Origin of the sequence: Escherichia sp. MOD1-EC5495, from assembly GCF_002965965.1 — a bacterium.
GTDB classification, from domain to species: Bacteria; Pseudomonadota; Gammaproteobacteria; order Enterobacterales; family Enterobacteriaceae; genus Escherichia; species Escherichia ruysiae.
This window is the reverse complement of the sequence record NZ_PTRI01000012.1, coordinates 56,957-82,198: the sequence shown is the minus strand read 5'-3', so window position 1 is coordinate 82,198 and position 25,242 is coordinate 56,957. Positions and strand designations below refer to the sequence as shown.

Annotated in this window: 29 protein-coding genes, 1 tRNA gene and 1 pseudogene; 19 read left to right on the top strand and 12 right to left on the bottom strand. The window is 51.1% G+C overall.

Translation table 11 applies throughout. The features are described 5' to 3' along the window. Positions 1-9: 9 nt before the first annotated feature. From rpoN to BEG40_RS11630, 7 genes are read right to left on the bottom strand one after another with little or no spacing between them, the layout of a single operon-like run. Positions 10-1,443, bottom strand: coding sequence for an RNA polymerase factor sigma-54 (gene rpoN / locus BEG40_RS11660; RefSeq protein ID WP_105285445.1), 1,434 nt, complete (start codon positions 1,441-1,443; stop codon positions 10-12). Between the two features lie 47 nt (positions 1,444-1,490). Next, positions 1,491-2,216 carry an LPS export ABC transporter ATP-binding protein gene (gene lptB / locus BEG40_RS11655; protein ID WP_000224099.1) on the bottom strand — a complete coding sequence of 242 codons (726 nt, stop codon included), beginning with the start codon at positions 2,214-2,216 and terminating at the stop codon, positions 1,491-1,493. 6 nt (positions 2,217-2,222) lie between these two features. Next, on the bottom strand, positions 2,223-2,780 hold the full coding sequence (gene lptA / locus BEG40_RS11650; protein ID WP_000669785.1) for a lipopolysaccharide ABC transporter substrate-binding protein LptA: 558 nt from the start codon (positions 2,778-2,780) through the stop codon (positions 2,223-2,225). Continuing rightward, a complete protein-coding gene (gene lptC / locus BEG40_RS11645) occupies positions 2,749-3,324 on the bottom strand; it encodes an LPS export ABC transporter periplasmic protein LptC (protein ID WP_000030542.1) in 576 nt (191 codons plus the stop codon). The genes lptA and lptC overlap by 32 nt, the downstream gene beginning before the upstream one ends. After that, on the bottom strand, positions 3,321-3,887 hold the full coding sequence (gene kdsC / locus BEG40_RS11640; protein ID WP_001030165.1) for a 3-deoxy-manno-octulosonate-8-phosphatase KdsC: 567 nt from the start codon (positions 3,885-3,887) through the stop codon (positions 3,321-3,323). Before kdsC ends, lptC begins: the two co-directional genes overlap by 4 nt. Positions 3,888-3,907: 20 nt before the next feature. Continuing rightward, on the bottom strand, positions 3,908-4,894 hold the full coding sequence (gene kdsD / locus BEG40_RS11635; protein WP_105285444.1) for an arabinose-5-phosphate isomerase KdsD: 987 nt from the start codon (positions 4,892-4,894) through the stop codon (positions 3,908-3,910). A gap of 13 nt (positions 4,895-4,907) precedes the next feature. Beyond that, the gene (locus BEG40_RS11630) at positions 4,908-5,885 is read right to left on the bottom strand and encodes a calcium/sodium antiporter (RefSeq protein ID WP_105285443.1); all 978 of its coding nucleotides are present in this window, start codon (positions 5,883-5,885) and stop codon (positions 4,908-4,910) included. 208 nt (positions 5,886-6,093) lie between these two features. On the opposite strand from BEG40_RS11630, the gene mlaF reads away from it, so the two are divergent. From mlaF to murA, 7 genes are all read left to right on the top strand, one after another. Continuing rightward, on the top strand, positions 6,094-6,903 hold the full coding sequence (gene mlaF / locus BEG40_RS11625) for a phospholipid ABC transporter ATP-binding protein MlaF (protein WP_000438245.1): 810 nt from the start codon (positions 6,094-6,096) through the stop codon (positions 6,901-6,903). A gap of 7 nt (positions 6,904-6,910) precedes the next feature. Continuing rightward, positions 6,911-7,693: a lipid asymmetry maintenance ABC transporter permease subunit MlaE gene (mlaE, locus tag BEG40_RS11620; protein WP_000925792.1), complete on the top strand. Its 783-nt coding sequence runs from the start codon at positions 6,911-6,913 to the stop codon at positions 7,691-7,693. 4 nt (positions 7,694-7,697) lie between these two features. Beyond that, the gene (mlaD, locus tag BEG40_RS11615) at positions 7,698-8,249 is read left to right on the top strand and encodes an outer membrane lipid asymmetry maintenance protein MlaD (RefSeq protein ID WP_016159478.1); all 552 of its coding nucleotides are present in this window, start codon (positions 7,698-7,700) and stop codon (positions 8,247-8,249) included. A gap of 18 nt (positions 8,250-8,267) precedes the next feature. Further along, a complete protein-coding gene (mlaC, locus tag BEG40_RS11610) occupies positions 8,268-8,903 on the top strand; it encodes a phospholipid-binding protein MlaC (RefSeq protein ID WP_000476484.1) in 636 nt (211 codons plus the stop codon). Next, positions 8,903-9,196 (top strand): lipid asymmetry maintenance protein MlaB, encoded by a 294-nt coding sequence (gene mlaB, locus BEG40_RS11605; RefSeq protein ID WP_000004491.1) that lies wholly within the window; start codon positions 8,903-8,905, stop codon positions 9,194-9,196. Before mlaC ends, mlaB begins: the two co-directional genes overlap by 1 nt. A 159-nt stretch (positions 9,197-9,355) precedes the next feature. Next, the gene (gene ibaG, locus BEG40_RS11600) at positions 9,356-9,610 is read left to right on the top strand and encodes a BolA family iron metabolism protein IbaG (protein ID WP_010346509.1); all 255 of its coding nucleotides are present in this window, start codon (positions 9,356-9,358) and stop codon (positions 9,608-9,610) included. Between the two features lie 54 nt (positions 9,611-9,664). Continuing rightward, complete coding sequence (gene murA / locus BEG40_RS11595) at positions 9,665-10,924, top strand: UDP-N-acetylglucosamine 1-carboxyvinyltransferase (RefSeq protein ID WP_105285442.1); 1,260 nt, start codon at positions 9,665-9,667, stop codon at positions 10,922-10,924. A gap of 47 nt (positions 10,925-10,971) precedes the next feature. On the opposite strand, the gene sfsB is transcribed toward murA, so the two are convergent. After that, complete coding sequence (gene sfsB / locus BEG40_RS11590) at positions 10,972-11,250, bottom strand: DNA-binding transcriptional regulator SfsB (protein WP_000445413.1); 279 nt, start codon at positions 11,248-11,250, stop codon at positions 10,972-10,974. Positions 11,251-11,476: 226 nt separating this feature from the next. After that, positions 11,477-12,448, bottom strand: coding sequence for an octaprenyl diphosphate synthase (gene ispB, locus BEG40_RS11585; protein WP_001047343.1), 972 nt, complete (start codon positions 12,446-12,448; stop codon positions 11,477-11,479). A gap of 258 nt (positions 12,449-12,706) precedes the next feature. Between ispB and rplU the strand changes: the two genes are divergently transcribed. The 4 genes from rplU (at position 12,707) to cgtA (ending at position 15,576) form a co-directional block, all read left to right on the top strand. After that, a complete protein-coding gene (gene rplU / locus BEG40_RS11580; protein ID WP_000271401.1) occupies positions 12,707-13,018 on the top strand; it encodes a 50S ribosomal protein L21 in 312 nt (103 codons plus the stop codon). Positions 13,019-13,038: 20 nt separating this feature from the next. Continuing rightward, complete coding sequence (gene rpmA / locus BEG40_RS11575) at positions 13,039-13,296, top strand: 50S ribosomal protein L27 (protein WP_000940596.1); 258 nt, start codon at positions 13,039-13,041, stop codon at positions 13,294-13,296. Positions 13,297-13,422: 126 nt separating this feature from the next. After that, on the top strand, positions 13,423-14,388 hold the full coding sequence (locus tag BEG40_RS11570; protein ID WP_105285441.1) for a DMT family transporter: 966 nt from the start codon (positions 13,423-13,425) through the stop codon (positions 14,386-14,388). A 15-nt stretch (positions 14,389-14,403) separates the two neighbouring features. Further along, the gene (cgtA, locus tag BEG40_RS11565) at positions 14,404-15,576 is read left to right on the top strand and encodes an Obg family GTPase CgtA (RefSeq protein WP_000673561.1); all 1,173 of its coding nucleotides are present in this window, start codon (positions 14,404-14,406) and stop codon (positions 15,574-15,576) included. 184 nt (positions 15,577-15,760) lie between these two features. On the opposite strand, the gene dacB is transcribed toward cgtA, so the two are convergent. Continuing rightward, the gene (dacB, locus tag BEG40_RS11560) at positions 15,761-17,194 is read right to left on the bottom strand and encodes a serine-type D-Ala-D-Ala carboxypeptidase (protein WP_001212645.1); all 1,434 of its coding nucleotides are present in this window, start codon (positions 17,192-17,194) and stop codon (positions 15,761-15,763) included. A gap of 246 nt (positions 17,195-17,440) precedes the next feature. Here dacB and greA point away from each other — a divergent pair, with 246 nt between their 5' ends. Continuing rightward, positions 17,441-17,917 carry a transcription elongation factor GreA gene (greA, locus tag BEG40_RS11555; RefSeq protein ID WP_001148001.1) on the top strand — a complete coding sequence of 159 codons (477 nt, stop codon included), beginning with the start codon at positions 17,441-17,443 and terminating at the stop codon, positions 17,915-17,917. Between the two features lie 155 nt (positions 17,918-18,072). Here the strand turns inward: greA and yhbY are convergent, their stop codons facing one another. Beyond that, positions 18,073-18,366 carry a ribosome assembly RNA-binding protein YhbY gene (gene yhbY, locus BEG40_RS11550; RefSeq protein WP_001054420.1) on the bottom strand — a complete coding sequence of 98 codons (294 nt, stop codon included), beginning with the start codon at positions 18,364-18,366 and terminating at the stop codon, positions 18,073-18,075. A gap of 126 nt (positions 18,367-18,492) precedes the next feature. Here yhbY and rlmE point away from each other — a divergent pair, with 126 nt between their 5' ends. From rlmE to BEG40_RS22350, 7 genes are all read left to right on the top strand, one after another. Continuing rightward, a complete protein-coding gene (rlmE, locus tag BEG40_RS11545; protein ID WP_000145975.1) occupies positions 18,493-19,122 on the top strand; it encodes a 23S rRNA (uridine(2552)-2'-O)-methyltransferase RlmE in 630 nt (209 codons plus the stop codon). A gap of 99 nt (positions 19,123-19,221) precedes the next feature. After that, entirely contained in the window at positions 19,222-21,156 is a 1,935-nt protein-coding gene (ftsH, locus tag BEG40_RS11540; protein ID WP_001107477.1) for an ATP-dependent zinc metalloprotease FtsH, read from the top strand. A gap of 89 nt (positions 21,157-21,245) precedes the next feature. Then, positions 21,246-22,094: a dihydropteroate synthase gene (folP, locus tag BEG40_RS11535; RefSeq protein WP_016159474.1), complete on the top strand. Its 849-nt coding sequence runs from the start codon at positions 21,246-21,248 to the stop codon at positions 22,092-22,094. After that, a complete protein-coding gene (gene glmM, locus BEG40_RS11530) occupies positions 22,087-23,424 on the top strand; it encodes a phosphoglucosamine mutase (protein WP_000071137.1) in 1,338 nt (445 codons plus the stop codon). Before folP ends, glmM begins: the two co-directional genes overlap by 8 nt. 227 nt (positions 23,425-23,651) lie before the next feature. After that, a complete protein-coding gene (gene secG, locus BEG40_RS11525; RefSeq protein WP_001517162.1) occupies positions 23,652-23,984 on the top strand; it encodes a preprotein translocase subunit SecG in 333 nt (110 codons plus the stop codon). 12 nt (positions 23,985-23,996) lie between these two features. Next, positions 23,997-24,083 (top strand) — tRNA-Leu (locus BEG40_RS11520). 311 nt (positions 24,084-24,394) lie between these two features. Continuing rightward, complete coding sequence (locus BEG40_RS22350; RefSeq protein WP_423779530.1) at positions 24,395-24,538, top strand: hypothetical protein; 144 nt, start codon at positions 24,395-24,397, stop codon at positions 24,536-24,538. A 284-nt stretch (positions 24,539-24,822) separates the two neighbouring features. Here the strand turns inward: BEG40_RS22350 and BEG40_RS22345 are convergent. Next, positions 24,823-25,167 (bottom strand): annotated as a pseudogene (locus tag BEG40_RS22345) (sialate O-acetylesterase); the annotation flags it as partial. Positions 25,168-25,242: the final 75 nt, after the last annotated feature.

Sequence of the window (25,242 nt, the reverse complement as noted above, 5' to 3'; positions counted from 1 at the left end):
TCGGTTGGGTCAAACGAGCTGTTTACGCTGGTTTGACGGCGGAATGGATAAAGACTCTCGGTATTTCGCAACAGTGCGGCGTGCCACCATGATACCTTGTTCCGACAGCAAAGAGGTTAACTTGCTGTCGCTCAACGGTTTCGCTGGGTTTTCCGCCGCGATTAATTTCTTCACCAGCGCACGAATCGCCGTGGACGAGGCTTCGCCGCCGCCCTCGGTATTGACGTGACTGGAGAAAAAATACTTCAGTTTAAAAATGCCTCGTGGACTATGCAGGTACTTTTGCGTGGTCACGCGAGATATCGTCGATTCATGCATTTCGACAGCCTGGGCGATATCGGCCAGTACCATCGGTTTCATATATTCTTCGCCTTGCTCAAAGAAGGCTTGCTGCTGTTCAACAATACAGCGACTCACGCGCAGTAGCGTATCGTTACGACTTTCCAGACTCTTAATCAACCATTTGGCATCCTGCAGATTGCTGCGGATAAACTGGCTGTCGCCATCGTTACGTGTGTTATTACACATCGAGGCATAGTGCTGGTTGATTTGCAGACGCGGAATACTGTCGCTGTTGAGTTCCACCGTCCAGTGGTCGTTATGCTTACGCACCAACACATCTGGAATGACATATTCCGGTTCGCCGGTCTGGATCGACTGACCGGGGCGAGGATCGAGTGACTGGATCAGATTGACGGCTTCTTTCAGCACATCTTCTTTTAGACGAGTTACGCGCATTAGTGTGCGGAAGTCGTGATTCGCCAGTAGATCAAGATGATCGCTAATGATCAGTCGAGCTTCTTCCAGCCACGGCGTCGTTTTGTCGAATTGGGAGAGTTGGATCAGCAGGCAGTCGCGCAGATCTTTCGCCGCTACACCGACCGGGTCAAACCGTTGGATCCGCTTGAGGACAGCTTCAACTTCATCGATGTCGATCTCTTCATCGCCCATGCTTTCGAGAATATCTTCCAGTGGGACGGTGAGATAACCGGTATCATCAACGGCATCAACGATGGAGGTGGCGATAGCGCGGTCAGTGTCGGAAAACGGCGTCAGTTCGACCTGCCACATCAGATAATCCTGCAAGGTCTGCGTCGTTTCGCCTTGATAGACTGGCAATTCGTCGTCAATGTAGTCACCGCTGGTGCCGGACGGCGTACCGGCAGTGTAGATGGTGTCCCAACTGGCATCGAGCGGCAGCTCTTCCGGCATCTCTTTTTGTTCGAGCGCGTCAGCAGTGTCCAGCGTTTCGCTATCTGGCGTTTCGTGAGTGTCGATTTCATCATGAGTGTCGATTTGCTCAAGCAGTGGATTACTCTCCAGCGCCTGCTGCAGCTCCTGTTGAAGTTCCAGCGTGGACAGCTGCAACAGACGAATTGCCTGTTGTAGCTGAGGCGTCATCGCCAGTTGCTGACTAAGCCTGAGTTGCAAACCTTGCTTCATGTTCAGAATCGTACTCTCCTGCTAAAACGTCGCGAGCTTCTACCCTATCAGAGTCTGAAGTCTTCCCCAAGGTATACACGCTTAACATGTTCGTCTTGTAAGATTTCTGTAGGTGTGCCGTGGGCGATCAAATGCCCCTGACTGACGATATAAGCGCGTTCACAAACTGCCAGTGTTTCACGCACGTTATGGTCAGTGATCAGCACACCCAGGCCGCTGTCGCGCAGGTGCTCAATGATGCGTTTGATGTCGATAACCGAGATCGGGTCAACCCCGGCAAACGGTTCATCAAGCAGAATAAATTTCGGATTCGCAGCCAGTGCGCGGGCAATTTCTACACGGCGACGTTCACCACCGGAGAGCGATTGCCCCATGCTGTCACGCAGGTGCTCAATGTGAAACTCTTCCATCAGCTCGTTCGCGCGGTCTTCACGTTGTTCAGCAGACAAGTCGTCACGAATTTGCAGTACCGCCATCAGGTTATCGTAAACGCTGAGGCGGCGGAAAATGGAGGCTTCCTGCGGCAGATAGCCGATACCACGGCGCGCGCGCGCGTGTAATGGCAGCAGACTGATATCGTCATCATCAATAATGATGTTGCCTGCATCGCGCGGCACAATGCCAACAACCATGTAGAAAGTGGTGGTCTTACCGGCACCGTTTGGCCCCAGCAGACCAACAATTTCCCCTGAGTTGACGGTCAGACTGACGTCTTCCACCACGCGGCGACCCTTGTAGGCTTTTGCAAGGTTCTTTGCTGTTAATGTTGCCATAACGAATTAATTACCTTTCTTCTGTGCCGGGGTCTGGCCTTTGTTGTTTTTATCCTGCAACTGCGACGGCACCAGAACGGTGGTTACGCGCTTACCTTTATCGCTGAAAGCCTGCATTTTCTGCTCTTTCACCAGATAAGTGATTTTATCGCCCTTTATATTGCTATCGACCTGCTGCAGATAAGCATTACCGGTCAGAACGACAAAATCTTTCGCCAGTTCGTAATGCATCTGGGAAGCGTGACCTTCGACAGGTTTACCGTTGTCCTGCATTTGATAGAACGTCGCTGGCTTACCGTAGCCATCGATCACTTCTTTGCCCTGCTCGCCGCCCGGACGGGTAACGACCACTTTATCGGCATTAATTTTGATGGTGCCCTGGGTAACAATGACGTTACCCGTGAAGGTGACCACGTTGCCTTGCATATCAAGAGATTGCTGATCCGACTCAATGTGAATCGGCTGGTCAGTGTCTCCGGTAACGGCAAATGCCGGAATACTGGCGGCCAGAAGTGAGCTGGCAAGCACAAGATTAAGGCTGAGTTTGTTTGTTTTGAATTTCATAGGATGTTCTAACCTTTTCAATCAGCTCGGCGTTCTTGCTGCGTAAGTTGCCGCGCATTTTCAGACCGCTGGAGTTAAATGTTGTTCCGTATAACGTGACGAGGTCTTCAGAGGTAACATCCTGCGTCACCAGATTGATCTGCGCGTTATCCGTCGTGATTCTGCGAAGTTGAGAGTCCGGCACAAGTGCGTTGACTTCAACGTGTCCATATAAATAGAGCATCCGATCATTGGTCAGCTTGGCTTTATCCGCTTTTACGGACCATGTCGGGATTTTATCCTTATCAAACGTAGTAAGTACCGGTTGCGTAAACCACGAAACGGCCTGATCGGAATAATATTCAACGTGTTGAGCAATCAATCGATAGCTTAGCGCCCCTTCTGGGTTATAGACGAGCGTGTCCGTATGCTCGCTTTTATAGGTGGGATCATTGTTGTTGACGACCACCTGGGCGGTATCGTCTTTCTCGGTCATGTTAATACCGATCATCACCAGAACCGCCAGTGATAGCACAATGATAACCCAACGTCTGGCTTTACTCATATCGATTGCCCTTTGGCTTCATCCAGTTTGCCCTGCGCCAGGAGTAATAAGTCGCAAACTTCACGCACTGCGCCACGACCGCCAGCAATGCGAGTCACGTAATCGGCGCGCGGAAGCAACAGCGGGTGCGCATCGGCCACGGCTACGCTTAGACCCACTTTTTCCATTACCGGCCAGTCGATGAGATCATCCCCAACGTAAGCCACGTTTTCCGGGGCGATCGCCAGTTTTTCCAGCAGATCGCTAAAGGCGATAAGTTTATTCGACTGCCCCTGATACAAGTGAGTAATCCCCAATGTGGCACAGCGATCTTCTACCAGTTTAGCCTTTCGCCCGGTAATGATGGCGACTTCAATATCAGAGGTGAGCGCACAACGAATGCCATAGCCATCACGAACATTGAACGCTTTAAGTTCTTCGCCGTTGTTGCCCATATAAATCAGGCCATCTGACAGCACGCCATCGACGTCAAGGATCAGCAGACGAATATTTTCTGCTTTTGCCATAACGTCGGCACTGACAGGGCCGTAACAGGTCTCAAGTGACGCACCTGCTTTATTCATTGTTGTTTATCCTTGAATCTTTACACTACGCCAGCACGCAGTAAATCATGCATATGTAACACACCGAGTAAATGGTCGCCATCGGCAACCATTACGGAGGTGATATGGCGGGACTGCATTAAGTTCAGTGCCTCAACGGCCAGAATGCCAGGGCGTACGCGAATTCCCCCCGGCGTCATCACATCGGCAATACTTAATTGACGGACATCCACGCCCATATCGAAGACACGGCGTAAATCACCGTCGGTAAAGATGCCTTCAATCATCATATTGTCATCGCAAATGACGGTCATACCAAGATTTTTGCGGGTAACTTCCAGTAATGCATCGCGCAGGCTGGCGGTTTTTTTAACATGCGGGATCTCATCACCCGTATGCATAATATCGTTTACGCGCAGCAGAAGTTTACGACCCAGTGCGCCGCCGGGATGTGAGAGCGCAAAATCTTCGGCGGTAAAGCCGCGCGCTTTTAACAGCGCGACGGCGAGCGCATCGCCCATAACCAGCGTGGCGGTGGTGCTGCTGGTCGGTGCCAGCCCCAACGGACAGGCTTCTTTCGCTATTTTAACACACAGATGCACGTCTGCGGCGCGCGCCATGCTGCTCTCCGGGCGACCGGTAATGCAGATTAACGGCACGTGAAGACGCTTAAGCACCGGAATCAATGCATTGATTTCGCTGGATTCACCAGAGTTAGAGATAGCAATTACCACATCCTGCGGGGTGACCATGCCTAAATCGCCATGCGCGGCTTCGCCAGGATGGACGAAAAATGACGGAGTACCGGTGCTGGCAAAGGTCGCGGCCATTTTGCGTCCAATGTGTCCCGATTTGCCCATCCCCATAACCACGACTTTGCCTTTACACCAAAACATCTTTTCGCAAGCGAGCGCGAAATTCTGATTGATGTATTGATCAAGCTCCGCCAGGCATTCACGTTCAATCGCCAGGACTTCTTTACCTGCTTGCTGAAAGTCAAAACCCGGTTGCAACTCTACGTGCGACATAATGCGTTTCCAGTTATTCAACGAGTATTGGCGATAACCAGTACAACATCGCCAGCCATACGATAAATCCGCCTGTTAATAATACCCCTACGCCACGGCCCGGTTGCGGGGAGCGTCGCCAGCACAGCAACGCAAAAATAATGCTTACCAACAACATCACGCTATAGTCACGGCTGTACGCCAGTGGGTTAACCTCCCCTGGCGTAATCAGCGCCGGCAGACCCAGTACGATGACGATATTAAAAATATTCGCGCCAATGATATTACCGATGGCGATGTCGTTTTCACCTTTGCGAACACCGGCTATCGCGGTTGCCAGTTCTGGCAGACTAGTGCCGATAGCGATTGCCGTCAGACCAATAGTCAATTCGCTGATGGCAAAGTAATTCGCCAGTACGGTGGCGTTATCAATCACCATCCGCGTAGCCACTGGCATGATGATCAGCGCAATGCCAAGCCATAAAAATGCGACGGGTAAACCGCCTTCACGCGGTAGCTCTGCAAGCTGCTCTCTGGTCAGGCTATCGGTTCCCTGACGTTCGGCCTGATGTGCAAGTTTAACAATGAACAGCAGCCATAGCACAGCCAGAAAAAGGAGAAAGATACCATCGCTGCGACTAAGTTGTCCGTCATAGAGTACGGAACCGGCTACCACGCTGACGAATAACATTAATGGTAACTCGCGGCGCAGAACATCGGAATGGACGGTAAAAGGGCGCACCAGTGCGGTCAGACCTAGGATCAGCAAGATATTGATAATGTTTGAGCCAAGCGCCGTGCCGACGGCTAAATCGCGTTGTTCGTGCAGCGACGCGGCAAGCGAAACAATAATTTCTGGGAGTGACGTGCCAATACTGACCACAGTCATGCCAATGATCAGCGGAGGGATGCCAAAAGTGCGGCAAAGAATGGAAGCGGCAAATACCAGACGATCGGCACTGTATACGATCAAAAGTAAACCAACAATTAACAGTGCCGTAGCTAAAAGCATCTAACGTCCTTTCTTCAGGTATACTCGCCGGTCGCTGAAGATTCTCAGAAAGCCGTAACGGATTCTTAATTTTGACTTTATGCGGCTAAAAAGTAAAACAAATGCCAGCTTTAGCTAACCACGGCGGGTAATATTCTGTAAATATGTTGGGTTCAAGGTTAAATTGAGCGCCATGCTTAGAAAATCAACGCAAGACGAAGGGTGAATTATGGAGCAGTCTGTGGCGAATTTAGTCGATATGCGCGATGTCAGTTTTACGCGTGGCAATCGCTGCATCTTCGATAATATTTCCCTGACCGTGCCGCGAGGGAAGATCACGGCAATCATGGGGCCATCGGGCATCGGTAAAACGACGCTACTCCGTCTGATTGGCGGGCAAATCGCACCAGATCACGGTGAGATCCTTTTTGATGGCGAGAATATTCCGGCGATGTCTCGTTCGCGCCTGTACACTGTGCGCAAACGGATGAGCATGTTGTTTCAGTCCGGGGCGTTGTTCACAGATATGAACGTATTTGACAACGTGGCCTATCCACTGCGCGAACATACCCAGCTCCCCGCGCCATTGTTGCATAGCACGGTGATGATGAAGCTGGAAGCTGTAGGGCTGCGTGGAGCGGCGAAACTTATGCCTTCTGAACTTTCCGGCGGGATGGCTCGTCGCGCTGCACTGGCGCGTGCGATTGCCCTGGAGCCGGATCTCATCATGTTTGATGAACCGTTTGTTGGGCAGGATCCGATCACTATGGGCGTACTGGTGAAGCTGATTTCTGAGCTGAACAGCGCGTTGGGCGTGACCTGCGTGGTAGTTTCTCATGATGTGCCGGAAGTCTTAAGTATTGCTGATCACGCCTGGATTCTGGCGGATAAAAAAATTGTCGCTCACGGTAGCGCCCAGGCGTTGCAGGCGAATCCTGATCCGCGCGTACGTCAGTTTCTGGACGGGATAGCTGACGGACCTGTTCCGTTCCGCTATCCTGCCGGCGATTATCACGCTGATCTTTTACCAGGGAGTTAAGCCACTCATGCTGTTAAATGCGCTGGCCTCGCTTGGACATAAAGGGATTAAAACCCTGAGAACGTTCGGGCGGGCCGGGTTAATGTTATTCAATGCGCTGGTAGGCAAACCGGAATTTCGTAAACATGCGCCGCTGCTGGTGCGTCAGCTCTATAATGTCGGCGTCCTGTCGATGCTGATTATTGTGGTTTCTGGCGTGTTCATCGGAATGGTGCTGGGTCTGCAAGGTTATCTGGTTCTGACCACCTATAGTGCGGAAACCAGTCTGGGTATGCTGGTGGCGTTATCGCTGCTGCGTGAACTGGGACCGGTGGTTGCTGCGTTACTGTTTGCCGGGCGTGCCGGTTCGGCGCTAACCGCAGAAATCGGCTTGATGCGCGCCACAGAGCAGCTCTCCAGCATGGAGATGATGGCGGTCGATCCGCTGCGTCGGGTTATTTCTCCGCGTTTCTGGGCTGGGGTTATTTCATTGCCATTGCTGACGATTATTTTCGTCGCCGTGGGGATCTGGGGCGGATCGCTGGTCGGCGTTAGCTGGAAAGGTATTGATAGCGGATTCTTCTGGTCGGCAATGCAAAACGCCGTCGACTGGCGTATGGATCTGGTCAACTGTCTGATTAAGAGCGTGGTGTTCGCCATTACGGTGACGTGGATTTCGTTGTTTAACGGCTACGACGCCATCCCGACTTCTGCCGGGATTAGCCGGGCAACCACTCGCACCGTTGTCCACTCGTCTCTGGCTGTTCTGGGGCTGGATTTTGTGCTGACCGCATTGATGTTTGGGAATTGAGTTCATGCAAACGAAAAAAAATGAAATTTGGGTGGGTATCTTTTTATTAGCAGCACTGCTGGCGGCGCTGTTTGTCTGCCTGAAGGCGGCAAACGTGACGTCCATACGTACTGAACCGACCTACACGCTTTATGCGACGTTCGATAACATTGGCGGCCTGAAAGCGCGCTCTCCGGTCAGCATTGGCGGCGTTGTCGTCGGTCGGGTGGCAGATATTACGCTGGATCCGAAAACCTATCTGCCGCGCGTGACGCTGGAAATTGAACAACGTTATAACCACATTCCTGACACAAGTTCGCTGAGTATTCGTACTTCCGGCCTGCTTGGAGAGCAATATCTGGCGTTAAACGTCGGTTTTGAAGACCCCGAACTGGGTACTGCTATCCTGAAGGATGGCGATTCGATTCAGGACACCAAGTCTGCGATGGTGCTGGAAGATCTCATTGGTCAGTTCCTTTACGGTAGTAAAGGCGATGACAATAAGAATAGTGGCGATGCGCCAGCTGCTGCGCCAGGTAATAATGAAACCACTGAACCTGTGGGTACAACGAAATAATTTCAGGAGAACCGACGCATGTTTAAACGTTTAATGATGGTCGCTTTGCTGGTGATTGCACCGCTGAGTGCGGCAACTGCGGCAGACCAGACCAATCCGTATAAGCTGATGGACGAGGCGGCGCAGAAAACGTTCGATCGCCTGAAGAATGAGCAACCGCAAATTCGGGCCAACCCGGATTATCTGCGTACCATTGTTGATCAGGAACTGCTGCCATACGTACAGGTGAAATACGCCGGTGCGCTGGTGCTGGGCCAGTATTACAAGAGTGCGACCCCAGCTCAACGTGATGCTTACTTTGCCGCTTTCCGTGAGTACCTGAAGCAGGCTTACGGTCAGGCGCTGGCTATGTATCACGGTCAAACCTATCAGATTGCGCCAGAACAGCCGCTGGGCGATAAAACCATTGTGCCTATTCGCGTTACCATTATTGACCCGAATGGTCGCCCGCCGGTACGTCTGGACTTCCAGTGGCGTAAAAACTCCCAGACTGGCAACTGGCAGGCTTACGACATGATTGCAGAAGGCGTCAGCATGATCACCACCAAACAAAACGAGTGGGGGACACTACTGCGTACCAAAGGTATCGACGGCCTGACCGCGCAACTGAAATCAATTTCTCAACAGAAAATCACTCTGGAAGAGAAAAAATAATGAGCGAGTCACTGAGCTGGGTGCAGACGGGCAACACTCTGGTATTAACCGGAGAGTTGGATCAAGACGTACTGCTACCGCTTTGGGAAGTGCGTGAAGAAGCGGTGAAGGGAATTACCTGCATCGATCTTAGCCGCGTGTCCCGCGTCGATACTGGTGGACTGGCGCTGCTGCTCCACCTTATCGATCTGGCGAAAAAGCAGGGCAACAGCGTGACGCTTCAGGGGGTAAACGATAAGGTGTATACCCTGGCAAAGTTGTATAATTTGCCGTCTGATGTCCTGCCTCGTTAAATTTTTTCAGGCTGGATAAGGCGTTAACCGCCTGTCCGGCAAATCCGCCTGCAAGTCGAGCCTTGTTTGATTTATCAGCAAGGCTTTTTGCTTATTTATGCCAGCGCAACTTTGCTCTAAGATGTTTTGCTGGTTTATTAACTGATGAATGAAGATCCCATGGAAAATAATGAAATTCAGAGCGTGCTGATGAACGCTCTCTCCCTCCAGGAAGTCCACGTTTCCGGCGATGGCAGCCACTTTCAGGTTATTGCCGTGGGTGAGATGTTTGACGGCATGAGCCGGGTTAAAAAACAGCAGACGGTTTATGGTCCGCTGATGGAATATATTGCGGATAACCGCATTCATGCTGTGTCGATCAAAGCGTATACCCCTACGGAGTGGGCGCGAGATCGCAAACTGAACGGCTTTTGAGCTATGGGCGATTTGCCGGTAGCGGATATGAATTGTTAACTGAGAACAAACTAAATGGATAAATTTCGTGTTCAGGGGCCAACAAAGCTCCAGGGCGAAGTCACAATTTCCGGCGCTAAAAATGCTGCTCTGCCTATCCTTTTTGCCGCACTACTGGCGGAAGAACCGGTAGAGATCCAGAACGTCCCGAAACTGAAAGACGTTGATACATCAATGAAGCTGCTAAGCCAGCTGGGTGCGAAAGTAGAACGTAATGGGTCTGTGCATATTGACGCCCGCGACGTTAATGTATTCTGCGCACCTTATGATTTGGTCAAAACCATGCGAGCCTCTATCTGGGCGCTGGGGCCGCTGGTGGCACGTTTCGGTCAGGGACAGGTTTCTCTACCTGGTGGTTGTACGATTGGTGCGCGTCCGGTTGATTTGCATATTTCCGGGCTTGAGCAATTAGGCGCGACGATCAAACTGGAAGAAGGTTACGTAAAAGCTTCCGTTGATGGGCGTCTGAAAGGCGCGCATATCGTGATGGATAAAGTCAGCGTCGGCGCAACCGTGACCATCATGTGTGCTGCAACCCTGGCGGAAGGCACCACGATTATTGAAAACGCTGCGCGTGAACCGGAAATTGTCGATACCGCGAACTTCCTGATTACGCTGGGCGCGAAAATTAGCGGTCAGGGCACCGATCGTATCGTCATCGAAGGTGTGAAACGTTTAGGCGGTGGTGTCTATCGCGTGCTGCCGGATCGCATCGAAACCGGCACGTTCCTGGTGGCGGCGGCAATCTCTCGCGGCAAAATTATCTGCCGTAACGCCCAGCCAGATACTCTTGACGCTGTGCTGGCGAAACTGCGTGACGCCGGAGCGGACATTGAAGTAGGTGAGGACTGGATTAGCCTGGATATGCATGGCAACCGTCCGAAGGCTGTTAATGTGCGTACCGCGCCGCATCCGGCGTTCCCGACCGATATGCAGGCTCAGTTCACGCTGCTGAACCTGGTGGCAGAAGGCACCGGATTCATCACCGAAACGGTCTTTGAAAACCGCTTTATGCACGTGCCAGAACTGAGCCGTATGGGCGCGCAAGCCGAGATTGAAAGCAATACCGTTATTTGTCACGGTGTCGAAAAACTTTCCGGCGCACAGGTTATGGCCACCGATCTGCGTGCATCAGCAAGTCTGGTACTGGCTGGCTGTATTGCGGAAGGGACTACGGTTGTTGATCGTATTTATCACATCGATCGCGGCTACGAACGCATTGAAGACAAATTGCGTGCATTAGGTGCGAATATCGAGCGTGTGAAAGGCGAGTAATCGTCTGAAAGCTGGCAGCCCCGTTCGCGGGGCTACCGCCAGACCACTCATTTTTTCGGTTTAGTGTAGCTGCGCATTAACTGCGTTCTGTCGATAAACTCATGTGTCTGCGGATCATGGTAGCGTGATGGCCATATAACCCATGGGTCAGTACCCAGGGCTTTCGCAATAATCATCTCTCCCTTTGGCCACGGACGCGATAATGCATTTGCCAGCGTCGAGGAACTCAAACCATTTCTGCGAGATTCCGCCGCCATTGACGTTCCCTTCTTGCGCAAACCCGCAATGATGTCAGCGGGATGCCAGTCAATGAAATTACTCTCCATCTTTCCTCACTCCTTAAGTTAGTCGCTTTCATTCAGAACATGTGTTCTGTCGGGCATCACTATACTCCTGATGGCGAATTGCTCTAAAAAGTTCATGTAAATAGCGTGAAGATTCAGAATATATAAAGACAATAACCTGATTATTAAGATGGTATTACACTGAATAAGTATTTTTATGGAACTTACTGGAGTTATCCCGCGCAATGCGCGGGATAAAGGGAAGGAATTAACGATCGCGTTGAACCGCGATGTGTGCAAGGCCGATTAACGCCTCTCGCCACGGGGTATCCGGGAGTATCTGTAACGCTTCGATGGCTTTGTCTGCCTCTTCCTCGGCACGCTGACGCGTCCATTCAAGAGATCCACACGCGTTCATTGCTTCCAGAACCGGTTCCAGAAGATGACGCCCATTGCCTTGCTCAATAGCTGAACGGATCATTTGCGCCTGCTCCGGTGTACCATTATGCATCGCATGTAGCAGCGGCAGCGTCGGTTTACCTTCGTTTAGATCGTCCCCGACGTTTTTACCTAACTGTTCACCATCGGCGCTGTAATCGAGCAAATCGTCGATGAGCTGAAAAGCGGTGCCGAGGTAACGACCATAATCCTGCAGGCCTTTTTCCTCTTCCGGCGTACATCCTGCCAGAATCCCGGAACACTGCGCAGCAGCCTCAAACAGACGTGCAGTTTTGCTGTAGATAACGCGCATGTAGTTTTCTTCGGTGATATCCGGGTCGTTAACGTTCATCAGTTGCAGAACTTCACCTTCTGCGATGACGTTTACGGCTTCTGACATCACTTCCAGCACTTTGAGCGAGCCGAGGCTGGTCATCATCTGGAACGCGCGGGTGTAAATAAAATCGCCTACCAGCACGCTGGCAGCATTGCCAAATGCGGCGTTAGCGGTCGCTTTACCACGGCGCATATCTGATTCATCCACAACGTCGTCGTGTAGTAGAGTCGCTGTGTGGATAAACTCGATTAGGGCAGCAATGGTGACATGCGCATTTCCCTCATAGCCAACAGCTCGAGCAGCCAGTACAGCAATCATCGGACGAATACGTTTACCGCCGCCGCTGACGATGTAATAGCCTAACTGATTGATCAGTTGGACGTCGGAATTAAGCTGCTCAAGGATTGCCGCATTAACACCCGCCATATCTTGCGCGGTTAACTCATTGATTTTTTCTAAATTCATCGCAAAAGCCGGGCTTTTCGCCCCGATTACCTTACTGTGAACAAAGGCAACTTAGGGTTTATGGTTAGGAATATAGGGTGATTGTACTGAAAAAATGGCACAGATAAACGTTACCGTACAAGTTGTGTTTTTTTTCTTCGTGTATTGACTGTAGCACTTGTCAAAGGCGTGCGTTTTGCGTAATATTCGCGCCCTATTGTGAATATTTATAGCGCACTCTGAATCATTGAAAAGGTGTGCGCGGAAGCGGAGTTTTATATGTACGCGGTTTTCCAAAGTGGTGGTAAACAACACCGAGTAAGCGAAGGTCAGACCGTTCGCCTGGAAAAGCTGGACATCGCAACTGGCGAAACTGTTGAGTTCGCAGAAGTTCTGATGATCGCAAACGGTGAAGAAGTCAAAATCGGCGTTCCTTTCGTTGATGGCGGCGTAATCAAAGCTGAAGTTGTTGCTCACGGTCGCGGCGAGAAAGTTAAAATCGTTAAGTTTCGTCGTCGTAAACACTATCGTAAGCAGCAGGGCCATCGTCAGTGGTTCACTGATGTGAAAATTACTGGCATCAGCGCCTAAGACCTGAGGAGAGATTTCAAATGGCACATAAAAAGGCTGGCGGCTCCACACGTAACGGTCGCGATTCAGAAGCTAAACGCCTGGGCGTTAAGCGTTTCGGTGGCGAATCCGTTCTGGCGGGTAGCATCATCGTTCGTCAACGTGGCACCAAATTCCACGCTGGCACTAACGTAGGTTGCGGTCGTGACCACACTCTGTTTGCTAAAGCAGACGGTAAAGTGAAATTCGAAGTTAAAGGCCCGAAAAACCGTAAATTTATCAGCATCGAAGCTGAATAAGTTTTTCGCGTCCCGGTAACGGATGAAAGCCCCGCAACACGTTGCGGGGCTTTTTACATTCGATAGCCGGTAAAAATGCGCATCGTGCGGCGTTAATCCGCAAATGCGTTTTGCAGGGATTACGGTATGAAGCAGCAGGCAGGCATTGGCATTCTTTTGGCGCTCACCACAGCAATTTGCTGGGGGGCGTTGCCAATCGCAATGAAGCAGGTGCTGGAGGTGATGGAACCTCCGACAATTGTGTTTTACCGTTTCTTGATGGCGAGTATTGGCCTTGGTGCCATTCTTGCGGTGAAGAAGAAGCTGCCGCCATTACATGTGTTTCGTAAGCCACGCTGGCTGATATTACTGGCGGTGGCGACTGCCGGGCTGTTTGGGAATTTCATCCTGTTCAGTTCATCCTTGCAATATCTGAGTCCGACCGCCTCGCAGGTGATTGGGCAACTCTCGCCGGTTGGCATGATGGTTGCCAGCGTATTTATCCTGAAAGAGAAAATGCGCAGCACCCAGGTTGTGGGGGCATTGATGCTCCTGAGCGGCCTGGTGATGTTCTTTAACACCAGTCTGGTCGAGATATTTACAAAGCTCACCGATTACACCTGGGGAGTTATCTTTGGGGTCGGTGCGGCGACGGTTTGGGTGAGTTATGGCGTGGCGCAAAAGGTTTTATTACGTCGGCTGGCCTCACCGCAGATCCTGTTTTTGCTGTACACTTTATGTACAATTGCGCTCTTCCCTCTGGCAAAGCCTGGAGTGATAGCGCAGCTTAGCCACTGGCAGCTCGCATGTTTAATTTTTTGCGGACTGAATACGTTGGTAGGATATGGCGCCCTGGCGGAAGCGATGGCTCGCTGGCAGGCAGCGCAGGTGAGCGCGATCATCACGCTCACCCCACTGTTTACGCTGTTTTTTTCAGATCTTTTATCACTGGCCTGGCCCGATTTCTTCGCCAGACCGATGTTAAACCTTTTAGGTTATCTCGGTGCGTTTGTCGTGGTTGCGGGCGCGATGTATTCCGCCATTGGTCATCGTATTTGGGGCGGATTACGTAAGCATACAACGGTGGTATCGCAACCCCGCGCAGGCGAATGATTTACGGAGAATAAAATGAAGTTTGTTGATGAAGCATCGATTCTGGTCGTTGCAGGTGATGGCGGTAATGGTTGCGTGAGCTTCCGCCGCGAAAAATATATTCCGAAAGGCGGCCCGGATGGCGGCGACGGTGGTGACGGCGGTGACGTATGGATGGAAGCCGACGAGAACCTGAATACGCTTATCGATTATCGTTTTGAGAAATCTTTCCGCGCCGAGCGTGGTCAGAATGGCGCAAGCCGTGACTGCACCGGTAAGCGTGGTAAAGACGTGACGATTAAAGTGCCTGTAGGTACGCGTGTTATCGATCAGGGCACCGGCGAAACTATGGGCGATATGACCAAACACGGTCAGCGTCTGCTGGTTGCCAAGGGCGGCTGGCACGGTCTGGGCAATACCCGTTTCAAATCGTCCGTTAACCGTACACCACGGCAGAAAACTAACGGTACGCCGGGCGATAAGCGCGAGCTGCTGCTTGAACTAATGCTGCTGGCTGACGTCGGTATGCTGGGGATGCCAAATGCGGGTAAATCGACATTTATTCGCGCTGTCTCGGCGGCTAAACCGAAAGTAGCGGATTATCCGTTTACCACTCTGGTGCCAAGTCTGGGTGTGGTACGAATGGACAACGAAAAGAGCTTCGTTGTTGCCGATATTCCAGGGCTGATTGAAGGCGCTGCGGAAGGCGCAGGTCTGGGGATTCGCTTCCTGAAGCACCTGGAACGTTGCCGCGTCCTGTTGCACCTTATCGATATCGATCCGATTGACGGCACCGATCCGGTTGAAAACGCGCGTATTATTATCAGCGAGCTGGAAAAATACAGTCAGGATCTGGCGGCGAAACCGCGTTGGTTAGTCTTCAACAAGATCGATCTGCTGGATAAAGCGGAAGCCGAAGAGAAAGCGAAAGCGATCGCTGAGGCGCTGGGCTGGGAAGATAAATATTATCTGATCTCTGCGGCAAGCGGACTGGGCGTTAAAGATCTCTGCTGGGATGTGATGACCTTTATCATTGAAAACCCGGTCGTGCAGGCCGAAGAAGCGAAACAGCCAGAGAAAGTCGAATTCATGTGGGATGATTATCACCGTCAGCAGCTTGAAGAAATTGCTGAAGAGGATGATGAAGACTGGGATGACGACTGGGACGAAGACGACGAAGAAGGCGTTGAGTTCATTTACAAGCGTTAATTACTGATGACAAACGCCAAATAGCCTGATGCGCTACGCTTATCAGGCCTACAAGAGAATTGCAATATATTGAATTTGCACAATTTTGTAGGCCGAATCAGGCGTTAACGCCGCATCCGACATAAACAAGGCGCACTTTGTCAATAATCTGAAACCCCAGCCATGCGCCGGGGTTTCTTTTTGACTAATTGTTCTGATAAATATCTTTATACAAGCGGCTTTCAAATCGCACTAACGGAATACGGCGATTACGCTGATCCGCCGGTTCTACCGCATAGCCAGAAAGATATTGTACGAACGCCATTCGTTGCCCGCTTGCCGTGGTGATGAATCCTGCCAGGTTATACACCCCTTGCAATGACCCTGTTTTCGCTGAGACTTTGCCATCCACGCCTGCCTGATGCAGACCTGCACGGTACTGCAAAGAGCCGTCATAGCCCGCCAGCGGCAGCATAGAGATAAAGTTAAGCTCGTTGTCGTGTTGGGCGATATATTGCAGCACCTGCATCATGGTGGCAGGCGCAATCAGGTTATGGCGTGAAAGTCCCGAGCCGTCGGCAATAATCGTGTTGCCAATATCGACACCGGCTTGCTGGCGCAGGATCTGACGCACGGCGTCCGACCCGGCCCTCCATGTTCCTGGCACATTGAAGCGCGCATGGCCTATCATGCGGAAAACCGTATCGGCGATCATGTTGTCTGATTTTTTCAGCATAATCTTAAGCAGATCATGCAAAGGAGCCGATTGTTTACTGGCAACCACCGTTCCAGGTTCGTTAACCTGAGTCTGGCGCAGCAGTGTTCCGCTCCAGGTGATACCTGCCTGTTTTAACTCATCTTTCAGAATTGCACCGGCATAGCTGGCACCATCTTGCACCGCAAAGGCTAACGGGAGCGGCTCGGAACGTTGTGGCAGGCATCCAGTCAGCGTAAAGCGGTTCAGGTCGCCTGGCACGACATCCAGCTCACAGTATTGCGCTTCGGCAGAACCACGGGGGAGGGTGCGTACCTGGCTGAACATCGTAACGGGGTAATAAGATGCCACGCGTATAAAAGCCATATCACCGGGTTTTTGGGCGCTGTAGAGCGAGACGGAGAAGCAATTGCGGTCAACAATGGCAGCGGCGGGAGGGGCGCTAAAGCATTGTGTCATGTCATTCCATGGCCAGCCGGGAGCTTTATCATGACTGGCAAAAATGGAGGTATCTATGAGTACATTGCCATCGATTTGTGTGACACCAGATTTTTTCAGAGTCGCGACCATATTGCGAATATCCTGACGTTTTAGCGTAGGATCGGCACCAAATCGCGCCACTAAATCGCCTTTAAGCACTCCGTTTTCCACATTGCCTTTGGTTTCAAGCGTAGTGGTAAAACGAAAATCGGGGCCGAGTTGAATCAACGCCGCCAGCGCAGTGATTACTTTTTGCGTACTGGCGGGCAGCGCCATCTGCTGACTGTGGTAATCAATCGTGGGAGCAGACGCGCCGACTCTTTGCACCATCAGGGCAAGGTTGGCACCAGCGGGAAGCTGAGTAATGTACTCATCAACATTTGCGGCCTGGACACTGAACGCTATACAGCTGGTCAATCCGATGATAAATCTGGAAAATCGCATAATCTCGCGCTAACAACCTGGAATCGAGCCGTCATACTACGGCGCAACGCCCTATAAAGTAAACGATGACCCTTCGGGAACTTCAGGGTAAAATGACCATCAAAATGTGAATTGTAGCTGACCTGGAACCTGTTTCCGGGTCGGTATTTTTTTGCTTCTGGCCTGGTGAGGAGTTATGCCGGGCTGACCGAACAGCCGGGGTGGGTGGAGACTCGCCCCATCAGGAATATTCAAGAGGTATAACAAATGCAAGCTATTCCGATGACCTTACGCGGCGCTGAGAAACTACGCGAAGAGCTGGATTTTCTGAAATCTGTGCGCCGTCCTGAAATCATTGCTGCTATCGCGGAAGCGCGTGAACATGGCGACCTGAAAGAGAATGCTGAATACCACGCAGCGCGTGAGCAGCAGGGTTTCTGCGAAGGCCGTATCAAAGACATCGAAGCCAAGCTGTCGAACGCGCAGGTGATTGATGTCACCAAAATGCCAAACAATGGTCGCGTTATTTTTGGTGCTACCGTAACGGTGTTGAATCTGGATTCTGATGAAGAACAGACTTATCGCATCGTAGGCGATGACGAAGCTGACTTTAAACAAAACCTGATTTCTGTAAACTCGCCTATCGCTCGTGGCCTGATCGGCAAAGAAGAAGATGATGTTGTGGTCATCAAAACGCCAGGCGGCGAAGTGGAATTTGAAGTAATTAAGGTAGAATACCTGTAAGAATTACCCAATACTCAAAATGTTGATGTATTGTAAAGAAAGGAAAAAGGCCGCTATGCGGCCTTTTATCAACGAACAGAGCGTGGCATTTTGCTCTCCTGCCTGCGGAAAATCCCTCGTTTTACACAGAAAATGTGTGTAACTTTAGGATAATCTTAGCGTGGCAGCGAGATTTTACGTTCTTTAGTTGGGCGATAAAGCACCAGCGTTTTACCGATGACCTGTACATTACAGGCGCCGGTTTCGCGCACGATAGCTTCCACGATCAAGGTTTTAGTTTCGCGATCTTCTGTGGCGATTTTCACCTTGATGAGCTCATGGTGCTCTAACGCTTGTTCAATCTCGGCCAGCACCCCTTCGGTCAAACCATTACTGCCAAGCAGAACAACTGGCTTGAGCGGATGTGCCAGACCTTTCAGGTGTTGTTTTTGTTTAGTACTCAGATTCATCGTATTTTTTTGCTTACGTTGGGATTGAAAACGGGTCATTCTACCGCCATCTCCCATATATCACCAAATAGGCGCGTAAAAATTTACGCAATTGGTTACGATGAGTCATCCCAATGGGAAAGTTAAATGACAGGTAAGAAGCGTTCTGCCAGCTCCAGCCGCTGGCTTCAGGAACACTTTAGCGATAAATATGTTCAACAGGCACAGAAAAAGGGGTTACGTTCCCGTGCCTGGTTTAAACTTGATGAAATACAGCAAAGTGACAAACTCTTTAAACCGGGAATGACGGTTGTCGACCTTGGTGCTGCCCCGGGTGGTTGGTCACAATATGTGGTCACCCAAATTGGCGGTAAAGGCCGCATCATCGCTTGCGATCTTTTACCTATGGATCCTATCGTTGGTGTGGACTTTCTTCAGGGCGATTTTCGTGATGAACTGGTGATGAAAGCACTGCTGGAACGCGTAGGCGACAGCAAAGTTCAGGTTGTCATGTCCGATATGGCACCAAACATGAGCGGAACACCGGCGGTGGATATCCCCCGTGCCATGTATCTGGTGGAACTGGCGCTAGAAATGTGTCGTGATGTGTTAGCGCCGGGTGGCAGTTTTGTAGTGAAGGTGTTCCAGGGCGAAGGTTTCGATGAGTATCTAAGGGAAATTCGCTCCCTGTTTACGAAGGTCAAAGTTCGTAAGCCGGACTCTTCTCGTGCACGTTCGCGGGAAGTGTATATTGTAGCGACCGGGCGTAAACCCTAACCGGGAGATTTCAGACGAAAGTTTGAAAGATGCTGGATATAGAGTATCCTGACGCTGTTTTTAACACAGTTGTAATAAGAGGTTAATCCCTTGAGTGACATGGCGAAAAACCTAATACTCTGGCTGGTCATTGCCGTTGTGCTGATGTCAGTATTCCAGAGCTTTGGGCCCAGCGAGTCTAATGGCCGTAAGGTGGATTACTCTACCTTCCTACAAGAGGTCAATAACGACCAGGTTCGTGAAGCGCGTATCAACGGACGTGAAATCAACGTTACCAAGAAAGATAGTAACCGTTATACCACTTACATTCCGGTTCAGGATCCGAAACTACTGGATAACCTGCTGACCAAGAACGTCAAGGTTGTCGGTGAACCGCCTGAAGAGCCAAGCCTGCTGGCTTCTATCTTCATTTCATGGTTCCCGATGCTGTTGCTGATTGGTGTCTGGATCTTCTTCATGCGTCAAATGCAGGGCGGCGGCGGTAAAGGCGCGATGTCGTTCGGTAAGAGCAAAGCGCGCATGTTGACGGAAGATCAGATCAAAACGACCTTTGCTGATGTTGCGGGTTGCGACGAAGCAAAAGAAGAAGTTGCCGAACTGGTTGAGTATCTGCGTGAGCCGAGCCGCTTCCAGAAACTGGGCGGTAAGATCCCGAAAGGCGTCCTGATGGTCGGTCCTCCGGGTACGGGTAAAACGCTGCTGGCGAAAGCTATTGCAGGTGAAGCGAAAGTTCCGTTCTTTACCATCTCCGGTTCTGACTTCGTAGAAATGTTCGTCGGTGTTGGTGCATCTCGTGTGCGTGACATGTTCGAACAGGCGAAGAAAGCGGCACCGTGCATCATCTTCATCGATGAAATCGACGCCGTAGGCCGCCAGCGTGGCGCTGGTCTGGGCGGTGGTCATGATGAACGTGAACAGACTCTGAACCAGATGCTGGTTGAGATGGACGGCTTCGAAGGTAACGAAGGTATCATCGTTATCGCGGCGACTAACCGTCCGGACGTTCTCGACCCGGCACTGCTGCGTCCTGGTCGTTTCGACCGTCAGGTTGTGGTTGGTCTGCCAGATGTGCGTGGTCGTGAGCAAATCCTGAAAGTTCATATGCGTCGCGTACCGTTGGCGCCAGATGTTGATGCGGCAATTATTGCTCGTGGCACACCAGGCTTCTCCGGTGCAGACCTGGCGAACCTGGTGAACGAAGCTGCACTGTTCGCCGCGCGTGGCAATAAACGTGTCGTTTCGATGGTTGAGTTCGAGAAAGCGAAAGACAAAATCATGATGGGTGCGGAACGTCGCTCCATGGTGATGACGGAAGCGCAGAAAGAATCGACTGCTTACCACGAAGCTGGTCATGCGATTATCGGTCGCCTGGTGCCGGAACACGATCCGGTGCACAAAGTAACGATTATCCCGCGCGGTCGCGCGCTGGGTGTGACCTTCTTCCTGCCTGAAGGCGACGCAATCAGCGCCAGCCGACAGAAACTGGAAAGCCAGATTAGTACCCTGTACGGCGGTCGTCTGGCAGAAGAGATCATCTACGGACCAGAACATGTTTCTACCGGTGCGTCGAACGATATTAAAGTTGCGACTAACCTGGCGCGTAACATGGTGACCCAGTGGGGCTTCTCTGAAAAACTCGGTCCGCTGCTGTATGCGGAAGAAGAAGGTGAAGTTTTCCTCGGTCGTAGCGTGGCGAAAGCAAAACATATGTCCGATGAAACCGCGCGTATCATCGACCAGGAAGTGAAGTCACTGATTGAACGTAACTACAATCGTGCGCGTCAATTGTTGAACGACAACCTGGATATCCTTCATGCGATGAAAGATGCACTCATGAAATATGAGACTATCGACGCACCGCAGATTGATGACTTGATGGCTCGTCGCGATGTACGCCCGCCTGCAGGTTGGGATGAGTCGGGAGCATCTAACAATTCTGACAATAATGGCACGCCAAAGGCGCCGCGTCCGGTTGATGAACCACGTACGCCAAATCCGGGTAACACCATGTCAGAGCAGTTAGGCGACAAGTAAGTTCCCGCATCAGATGACTGTATTTGTACCGAAAACCCCGGGGCGTGCTCCGGGGTTTTTTCTTATCAATTCATACCAGGGATAACACCATGAAACTCTTTGCCCAGGGCACTTCACTGGATCTTAGCCATCCTCACGTGATGGGGATCCTCAACGTCACGCCAGATTCTTTTTCTGATGGCGGTACGCATAACTCACTGATTGATGCAGTGAAACATGCGAATCTGATGATCAACGCTGGCGCGACGATTATCGACGTTGGTGGAGAGTCCACGCGTCCAGGTGCAGCGGAAGTGAGTGTTGAAGAAGAGTTGCAACGTGTTATTCCGGTGGTTGAGGCAATTGCGCAACGATTCGAAGTCTGGATCTCTGTGGATACCTCCAAACCGGAAGTTATCCGTGAATCGGCGAAAGTGGGCGCTCACATCATTAACGATATCCGCTCCCTTTCCGAACCTGGCGCTCTGGAAGCGGCTGCGGAAACTGGTTTACCCGTATGCCTGATGCATATGCAGGGAAATCCAAAGACCATGCAGGAAGCCCCGAAGTATGACGATGTCTTTGCCGAAGTTAATCGCTACTTTATTGAGCAAATAGCACGTTGTGAGCAGGCGGGTATCGCAAAAGAGAAATTGTTGCTCGACCCGGGATTCGGTTTCGGTAAAAATCTCCACCATAACTATTCATTATTGGCGCGTCTGGCTGAATTTCACCATTTCAACCTGCCGCTGTTGGTGGGTATGTCACGAAAATCGATGATTGGACAACTGCTGAACGTGGGGCCGTCCGAACGCCTGAGCGGTAGTCTGGCCTGTGCAGTTATTGCTGCGATGCAGGGCGCGCACATCATTCGTGTTCATGACGTCAAAGAAACCGTAGAAGCGATGCGAGTGGTGGAAGCCACTCTGTCTGCAAAGGAAAACAAACGCTATGAGTAATCGTAAATATTTCGGGACCGACGGGATTCGTGGTCGTGTTGGGGATGCGCCGATCACCCCTGATTTTGTGCTTAAACTGGGCTGGGCTGCGGGTAAAGTACTGGCGCGCCACGGCTCCCGTAAGATCATTATTGGTAAAGACACGCGTATTTCTGGCTATATGCTGGAGTCGGCGCTGGAAGCCGGCCTGGCGGCAGCGGGACTTTCCGCGCTTTTTACTGGCCCGATGCCAACACCGGCAGTGGCTTATCTGACGCGTACCTTCCGCGCAGAGGCCGGGATAGTGATTTCCGCATCGCATAACCCGTTCTACGATAACGGCATTAAATTCTTCTCTATCGACGGCACCAAACTACCGGATGCGGTAGAAGAGGCCATCGAAGCGGAAATGGAAAAAGAGATCAGCTGCGTTGATTCGGCAGAACTGGGTAAAGCCAGCCGTATCGTTGATGCTGCGGGTCGCTATATCGAATTTTGCAAAGCCACATTCCCGAACGAACTTAGCCTCAGTGAACTGAAGATTGTGGTGGATTGCGCCAATGGCGCGACTTATCACATCGCGCCGAACGTGCTGCGCGAGCTGGGAGCGAACGTAATCGCCATCGGTTGTGAGCCGAACGGCGTAAACATCAATGCCGAAGTGGGGGCAACTGATGTTCGTGCGCTACAGGCACGCGTATTGGCTGAAAAAGCGGATCTCGGCATTGCGTTTGACGGCGACGGCGACCGCGTGATTATGGTTGACCATGAAGGCAATAAAGTCGATGGCGATCAGATCATGTATATCATCGCGCGTGAAGGCCTTCGTCAGGGTCAGCTGCGTGGTGGCGCGGTGGGTACATTGATGAGCAACATGGGGCTGGAACTGGCGCTGAAACAGTTAGGCATTCCATTTGCGCGTGCGAAAGTGGGCGACCGCTACGTACTGGAAAAAATGCAGGAAAAAGGCTGGCGTATCGGTGCAGAGAACTCTGGTCACGTGATCCTGCTGGATAAAACCACTACCGGTGACGGCATCGTTGCTGGTTTGCAGGTGCTGGCGGCGATGGCGCGTAACCATATGAGCCTGCACGACCTTTGCAGTGGCATGAAAATGTTCCCGCAGATTCTGGTTAACGTGCGTTATACCGCAGGCAGCGGCGATCCGCTGGAGCATGAGTCAGTTAAAGCCGTGACCGCCGAAGTTGAAGCGGCGCTGGGTAGCCGTGGGCGTGTGCTGTTGCGTAAATCGGGCACCGAGCCGTTAATTCGCGTGATGGTCGAAGGTGAAGACGAAGCGCAGGTCACCGAGTTTGCACACCGTATTGCTGATGCGGTAAAAGCGGTTTAATGCGATAACTAACTGGCTAAAAAGGCGGCGATTGTCGCCTTTGTTTTTCTTATGCACATCGATTTTGCTGTTTTTTTCCGCAGTTGATACAATGCAATAAAATTGCCCTTGCGAAGGTCATTCGCTTTGGTTAGTATTCACACCCGCTTCAGTGGGAAAGATTAAATTTTCTCGCTTTATTGGTTGAAGCATTGGTACGCGGCAACTCCGCAAGGAACAGGTTGATTATGTACGAAGCTCTTTTAGTAGTTTTCCTTATTGTAGCAATTGGCCTTGTTGGTCTGATCATGCTGCAGCAAGGTAAAGGCGCTGATATGGGAGCCTCCTTCGGAGCAGGCGCTTCCGCTACGCTGTTTGGTTCAAGTGGTTCTGGTAACTTCATGACCCGTATGACGGCTGTGCTGGCAACGTTGTTCTTCATCATCAGTCTGGTGCTGGGTAACATCAACAGCAACAAAACCAATAAAGGTAGCGAATGGGAAAATCTGAGTGCCCCGGCGAAAACCGAACAAACTCAACCAGCTGCTCCGGCTAAGCCGACCAGCGATATCCCGAACTAAGATAGTATCTGTGCTGAGGTGGTGGAATTGGTAGACACGCTACCTTGAGGTGGTAGTGCCCTAACGGGCTTGTGGGTTCGAGTCCCATCCTCAGTACCAATATTCCGAAAGAAAGACGCTGAAAAGCGTCTTTTTTTGTATCTGCGATCCGTCCTGAATAGCGTTAAACAATGTTTTCTGCATCATTGTTTTCTATAAGCGTTGCATAGGTTGTGATTACATAATTGTTGTAGATACAGTTTAAGAAGGCGTGAGCCTCTTCACTCCCGAAACAAAGAAGATTACCAACAGAGTCCAGTTAATGGCTTGCTCACTGTTTGCCCTAACTGTCATTCGATGCGGCGCCGATGCAAACCACCGTTTACGCCGGAGGAGTTAAGAGCATTGATGGATGCGCATAACTCAAATTTGTGAGTGCTCACTCTTCACGCCAAAACCGCAAAATAACGTCAGCAAATTTGTCGGAAATAATCCCCCGGCGGGCTGCCGAGCTAAAATGGCTGCTTCGTAGCGCCGTTGTCCAGTTTTCTGGTGTTCGGTACGCTGAACCGTAATATCCCGTGCTTAAATCATCCGGATCTTCATCAGGCTCGTTCGTCAGCCCTCGTTCGTCTTGTTGCTGGAAGCCGACAAAAATAATATTGGCTAAGACATTCTTTTTATAATTGCCATAAATAGTTTCGTACGCATGAGGATAATTTTCTTTCCAGTACCAGGTGGTATCGCCGCAGAACCACGGAGCAGCGGAAGTGTTAGTATTCAGAAGCTGAGAACGGTACTGCTTTAAATCCTTCCGAAAAGCTTCAACCATATTATTAAAATATTGAGGGTGTAACGCGTAGTCACTCGTCATTAAGTCAAATTCGCCCTGCATCCAGCATACGCCGAGGAATTTATTCAGCGGATTCTTCGCCAGAGCAGCTCGCGTTCTGTTGACTAAATCCTGATACAGCGGAGTATCCGTTCCCCAACGACATGCATCATGGCTGGCTCCGTGTTGTTCTGAATATGTCCCTTCGCAGCCTGCGGTAAAAGCCGATCCGCCACGGCAACAAGGAACGATGAGAACGCCAGCATTATCAGGAATGAAGGGCAGTAATTTCCGCGCAATATGCAGTGCCTGTCCAACTGTACCGTATTGTGTTTGATGATTCGTTGCCAGAGGATGGTGATAATCCCGCATATCCTGAACATCGTGTGGGCAGTGAGTCAGTGGAATAATGTCATTAAATTGACATGACGGGCCACCGGGATGCGT

Bases quoted from the DNA above. Each gene is read 5' to 3' on its own strand.
- mlaE (WP_000925792.1), top strand. From the start codon at position 6,911: ATGCTGTTAAATGCGCTGGCCTCGCTTGGACATAAAGGGATTAAAACC.
- rpmA (WP_000940596.1), top strand. From the start codon at position 13,039: ATGGCACATAAAAAGGCTGGCGGCTCCACACGTAACGGTCGCGATTCA.
- lptC (WP_000030542.1), bottom strand. From the start codon at position 3,324: ATGAGTAAAGCCAGACGTTGGGTTATCATTGTGCTATCACTGGCGGTT.
- cgtA (WP_000673561.1), top strand. From the start codon at position 14,404: ATGAAGTTTGTTGATGAAGCATCGATTCTGGTCGTTGCAGGTGATGGC.
- rpoN (WP_105285445.1), bottom strand. From the start codon at position 1,443: ATGAAGCAAGGTTTGCAACTCAGGCTTAGTCAGCAACTGGCGATGACG.
- mlaD (WP_016159478.1), top strand. From the start codon at position 7,698: ATGCAAACGAAAAAAAATGAAATTTGGGTGGGTATCTTTTTATTAGCA.
- BEG40_RS11630 (WP_105285443.1), bottom strand. From the start codon at position 5,885: ATGCTTTTAGCTACGGCACTGTTAATTGTTGGTTTACTTTTGATCGTA.
- greA (WP_001148001.1), top strand. From the start codon at position 17,441: ATGCAAGCTATTCCGATGACCTTACGCGGCGCTGAGAAACTACGCGAA.
- mlaF (WP_000438245.1), top strand. From the start codon at position 6,094: ATGGAGCAGTCTGTGGCGAATTTAGTCGATATGCGCGATGTCAGTTTT.
- BEG40_RS11570 (WP_105285441.1), top strand. From the start codon at position 13,423: ATGAAGCAGCAGGCAGGCATTGGCATTCTTTTGGCGCTCACCACAGCA.
- yhbY (WP_001054420.1), bottom strand. From the start codon at position 18,366: ATGAATCTGAGTACTAAACAAAAACAACACCTGAAAGGTCTGGCACAT.
- dacB (WP_001212645.1), bottom strand. From the start codon at position 17,194: ATGCGATTTTCCAGATTTATCATCGGATTGACCAGCTGTATAGCGTTC.
- ispB (WP_001047343.1), bottom strand. From the start codon at position 12,448: ATGAATTTAGAAAAAATCAATGAGTTAACCGCGCAAGATATGGCGGGT.
- lptA (WP_000669785.1), bottom strand. From the start codon at position 2,780: ATGAAATTCAAAACAAACAAACTCAGCCTTAATCTTGTGCTTGCCAGC.
- rlmE (WP_000145975.1), top strand. From the start codon at position 18,493: ATGACAGGTAAGAAGCGTTCTGCCAGCTCCAGCCGCTGGCTTCAGGAA.
- ftsH (WP_001107477.1), top strand. From the start codon at position 19,222: ATGGCGAAAAACCTAATACTCTGGCTGGTCATTGCCGTTGTGCTGATG.
- sfsB (WP_000445413.1), bottom strand. From the start codon at position 11,250: ATGGAGAGTAATTTCATTGACTGGCATCCCGCTGACATCATTGCGGGT.
- glmM (WP_000071137.1), top strand. From the start codon at position 22,087: ATGAGTAATCGTAAATATTTCGGGACCGACGGGATTCGTGGTCGTGTT.
- ibaG (WP_010346509.1), top strand. From the start codon at position 9,356: ATGGAAAATAATGAAATTCAGAGCGTGCTGATGAACGCTCTCTCCCTC.
- kdsC (WP_001030165.1), bottom strand. From the start codon at position 3,887: ATGAATAAAGCAGGTGCGTCACTTGAGACCTGTTACGGCCCTGTCAGT.
- rplU (WP_000271401.1), top strand. From the start codon at position 12,707: ATGTACGCGGTTTTCCAAAGTGGTGGTAAACAACACCGAGTAAGCGAA.
- secG (WP_001517162.1), top strand. From the start codon at position 23,652: ATGTACGAAGCTCTTTTAGTAGTTTTCCTTATTGTAGCAATTGGCCTT.
- murA (WP_105285442.1), top strand. From the start codon at position 9,665: ATGGATAAATTTCGTGTTCAGGGGCCAACAAAGCTCCAGGGCGAAGTC.
- kdsD (WP_105285444.1), bottom strand. From the start codon at position 4,894: ATGTCGCACGTAGAGTTGCAACCGGGTTTTGACTTTCAGCAAGCAGGT.
- mlaC (WP_000476484.1), top strand. From the start codon at position 8,268: ATGTTTAAACGTTTAATGATGGTCGCTTTGCTGGTGATTGCACCGCTG.
- mlaB (WP_000004491.1), top strand. From the start codon at position 8,903: ATGAGCGAGTCACTGAGCTGGGTGCAGACGGGCAACACTCTGGTATTA.
- lptB (WP_000224099.1), bottom strand. From the start codon at position 2,216: ATGGCAACATTAACAGCAAAGAACCTTGCAAAAGCCTACAAGGGTCGC.
- folP (WP_016159474.1), top strand. From the start codon at position 21,246: ATGAAACTCTTTGCCCAGGGCACTTCACTGGATCTTAGCCATCCTCAC.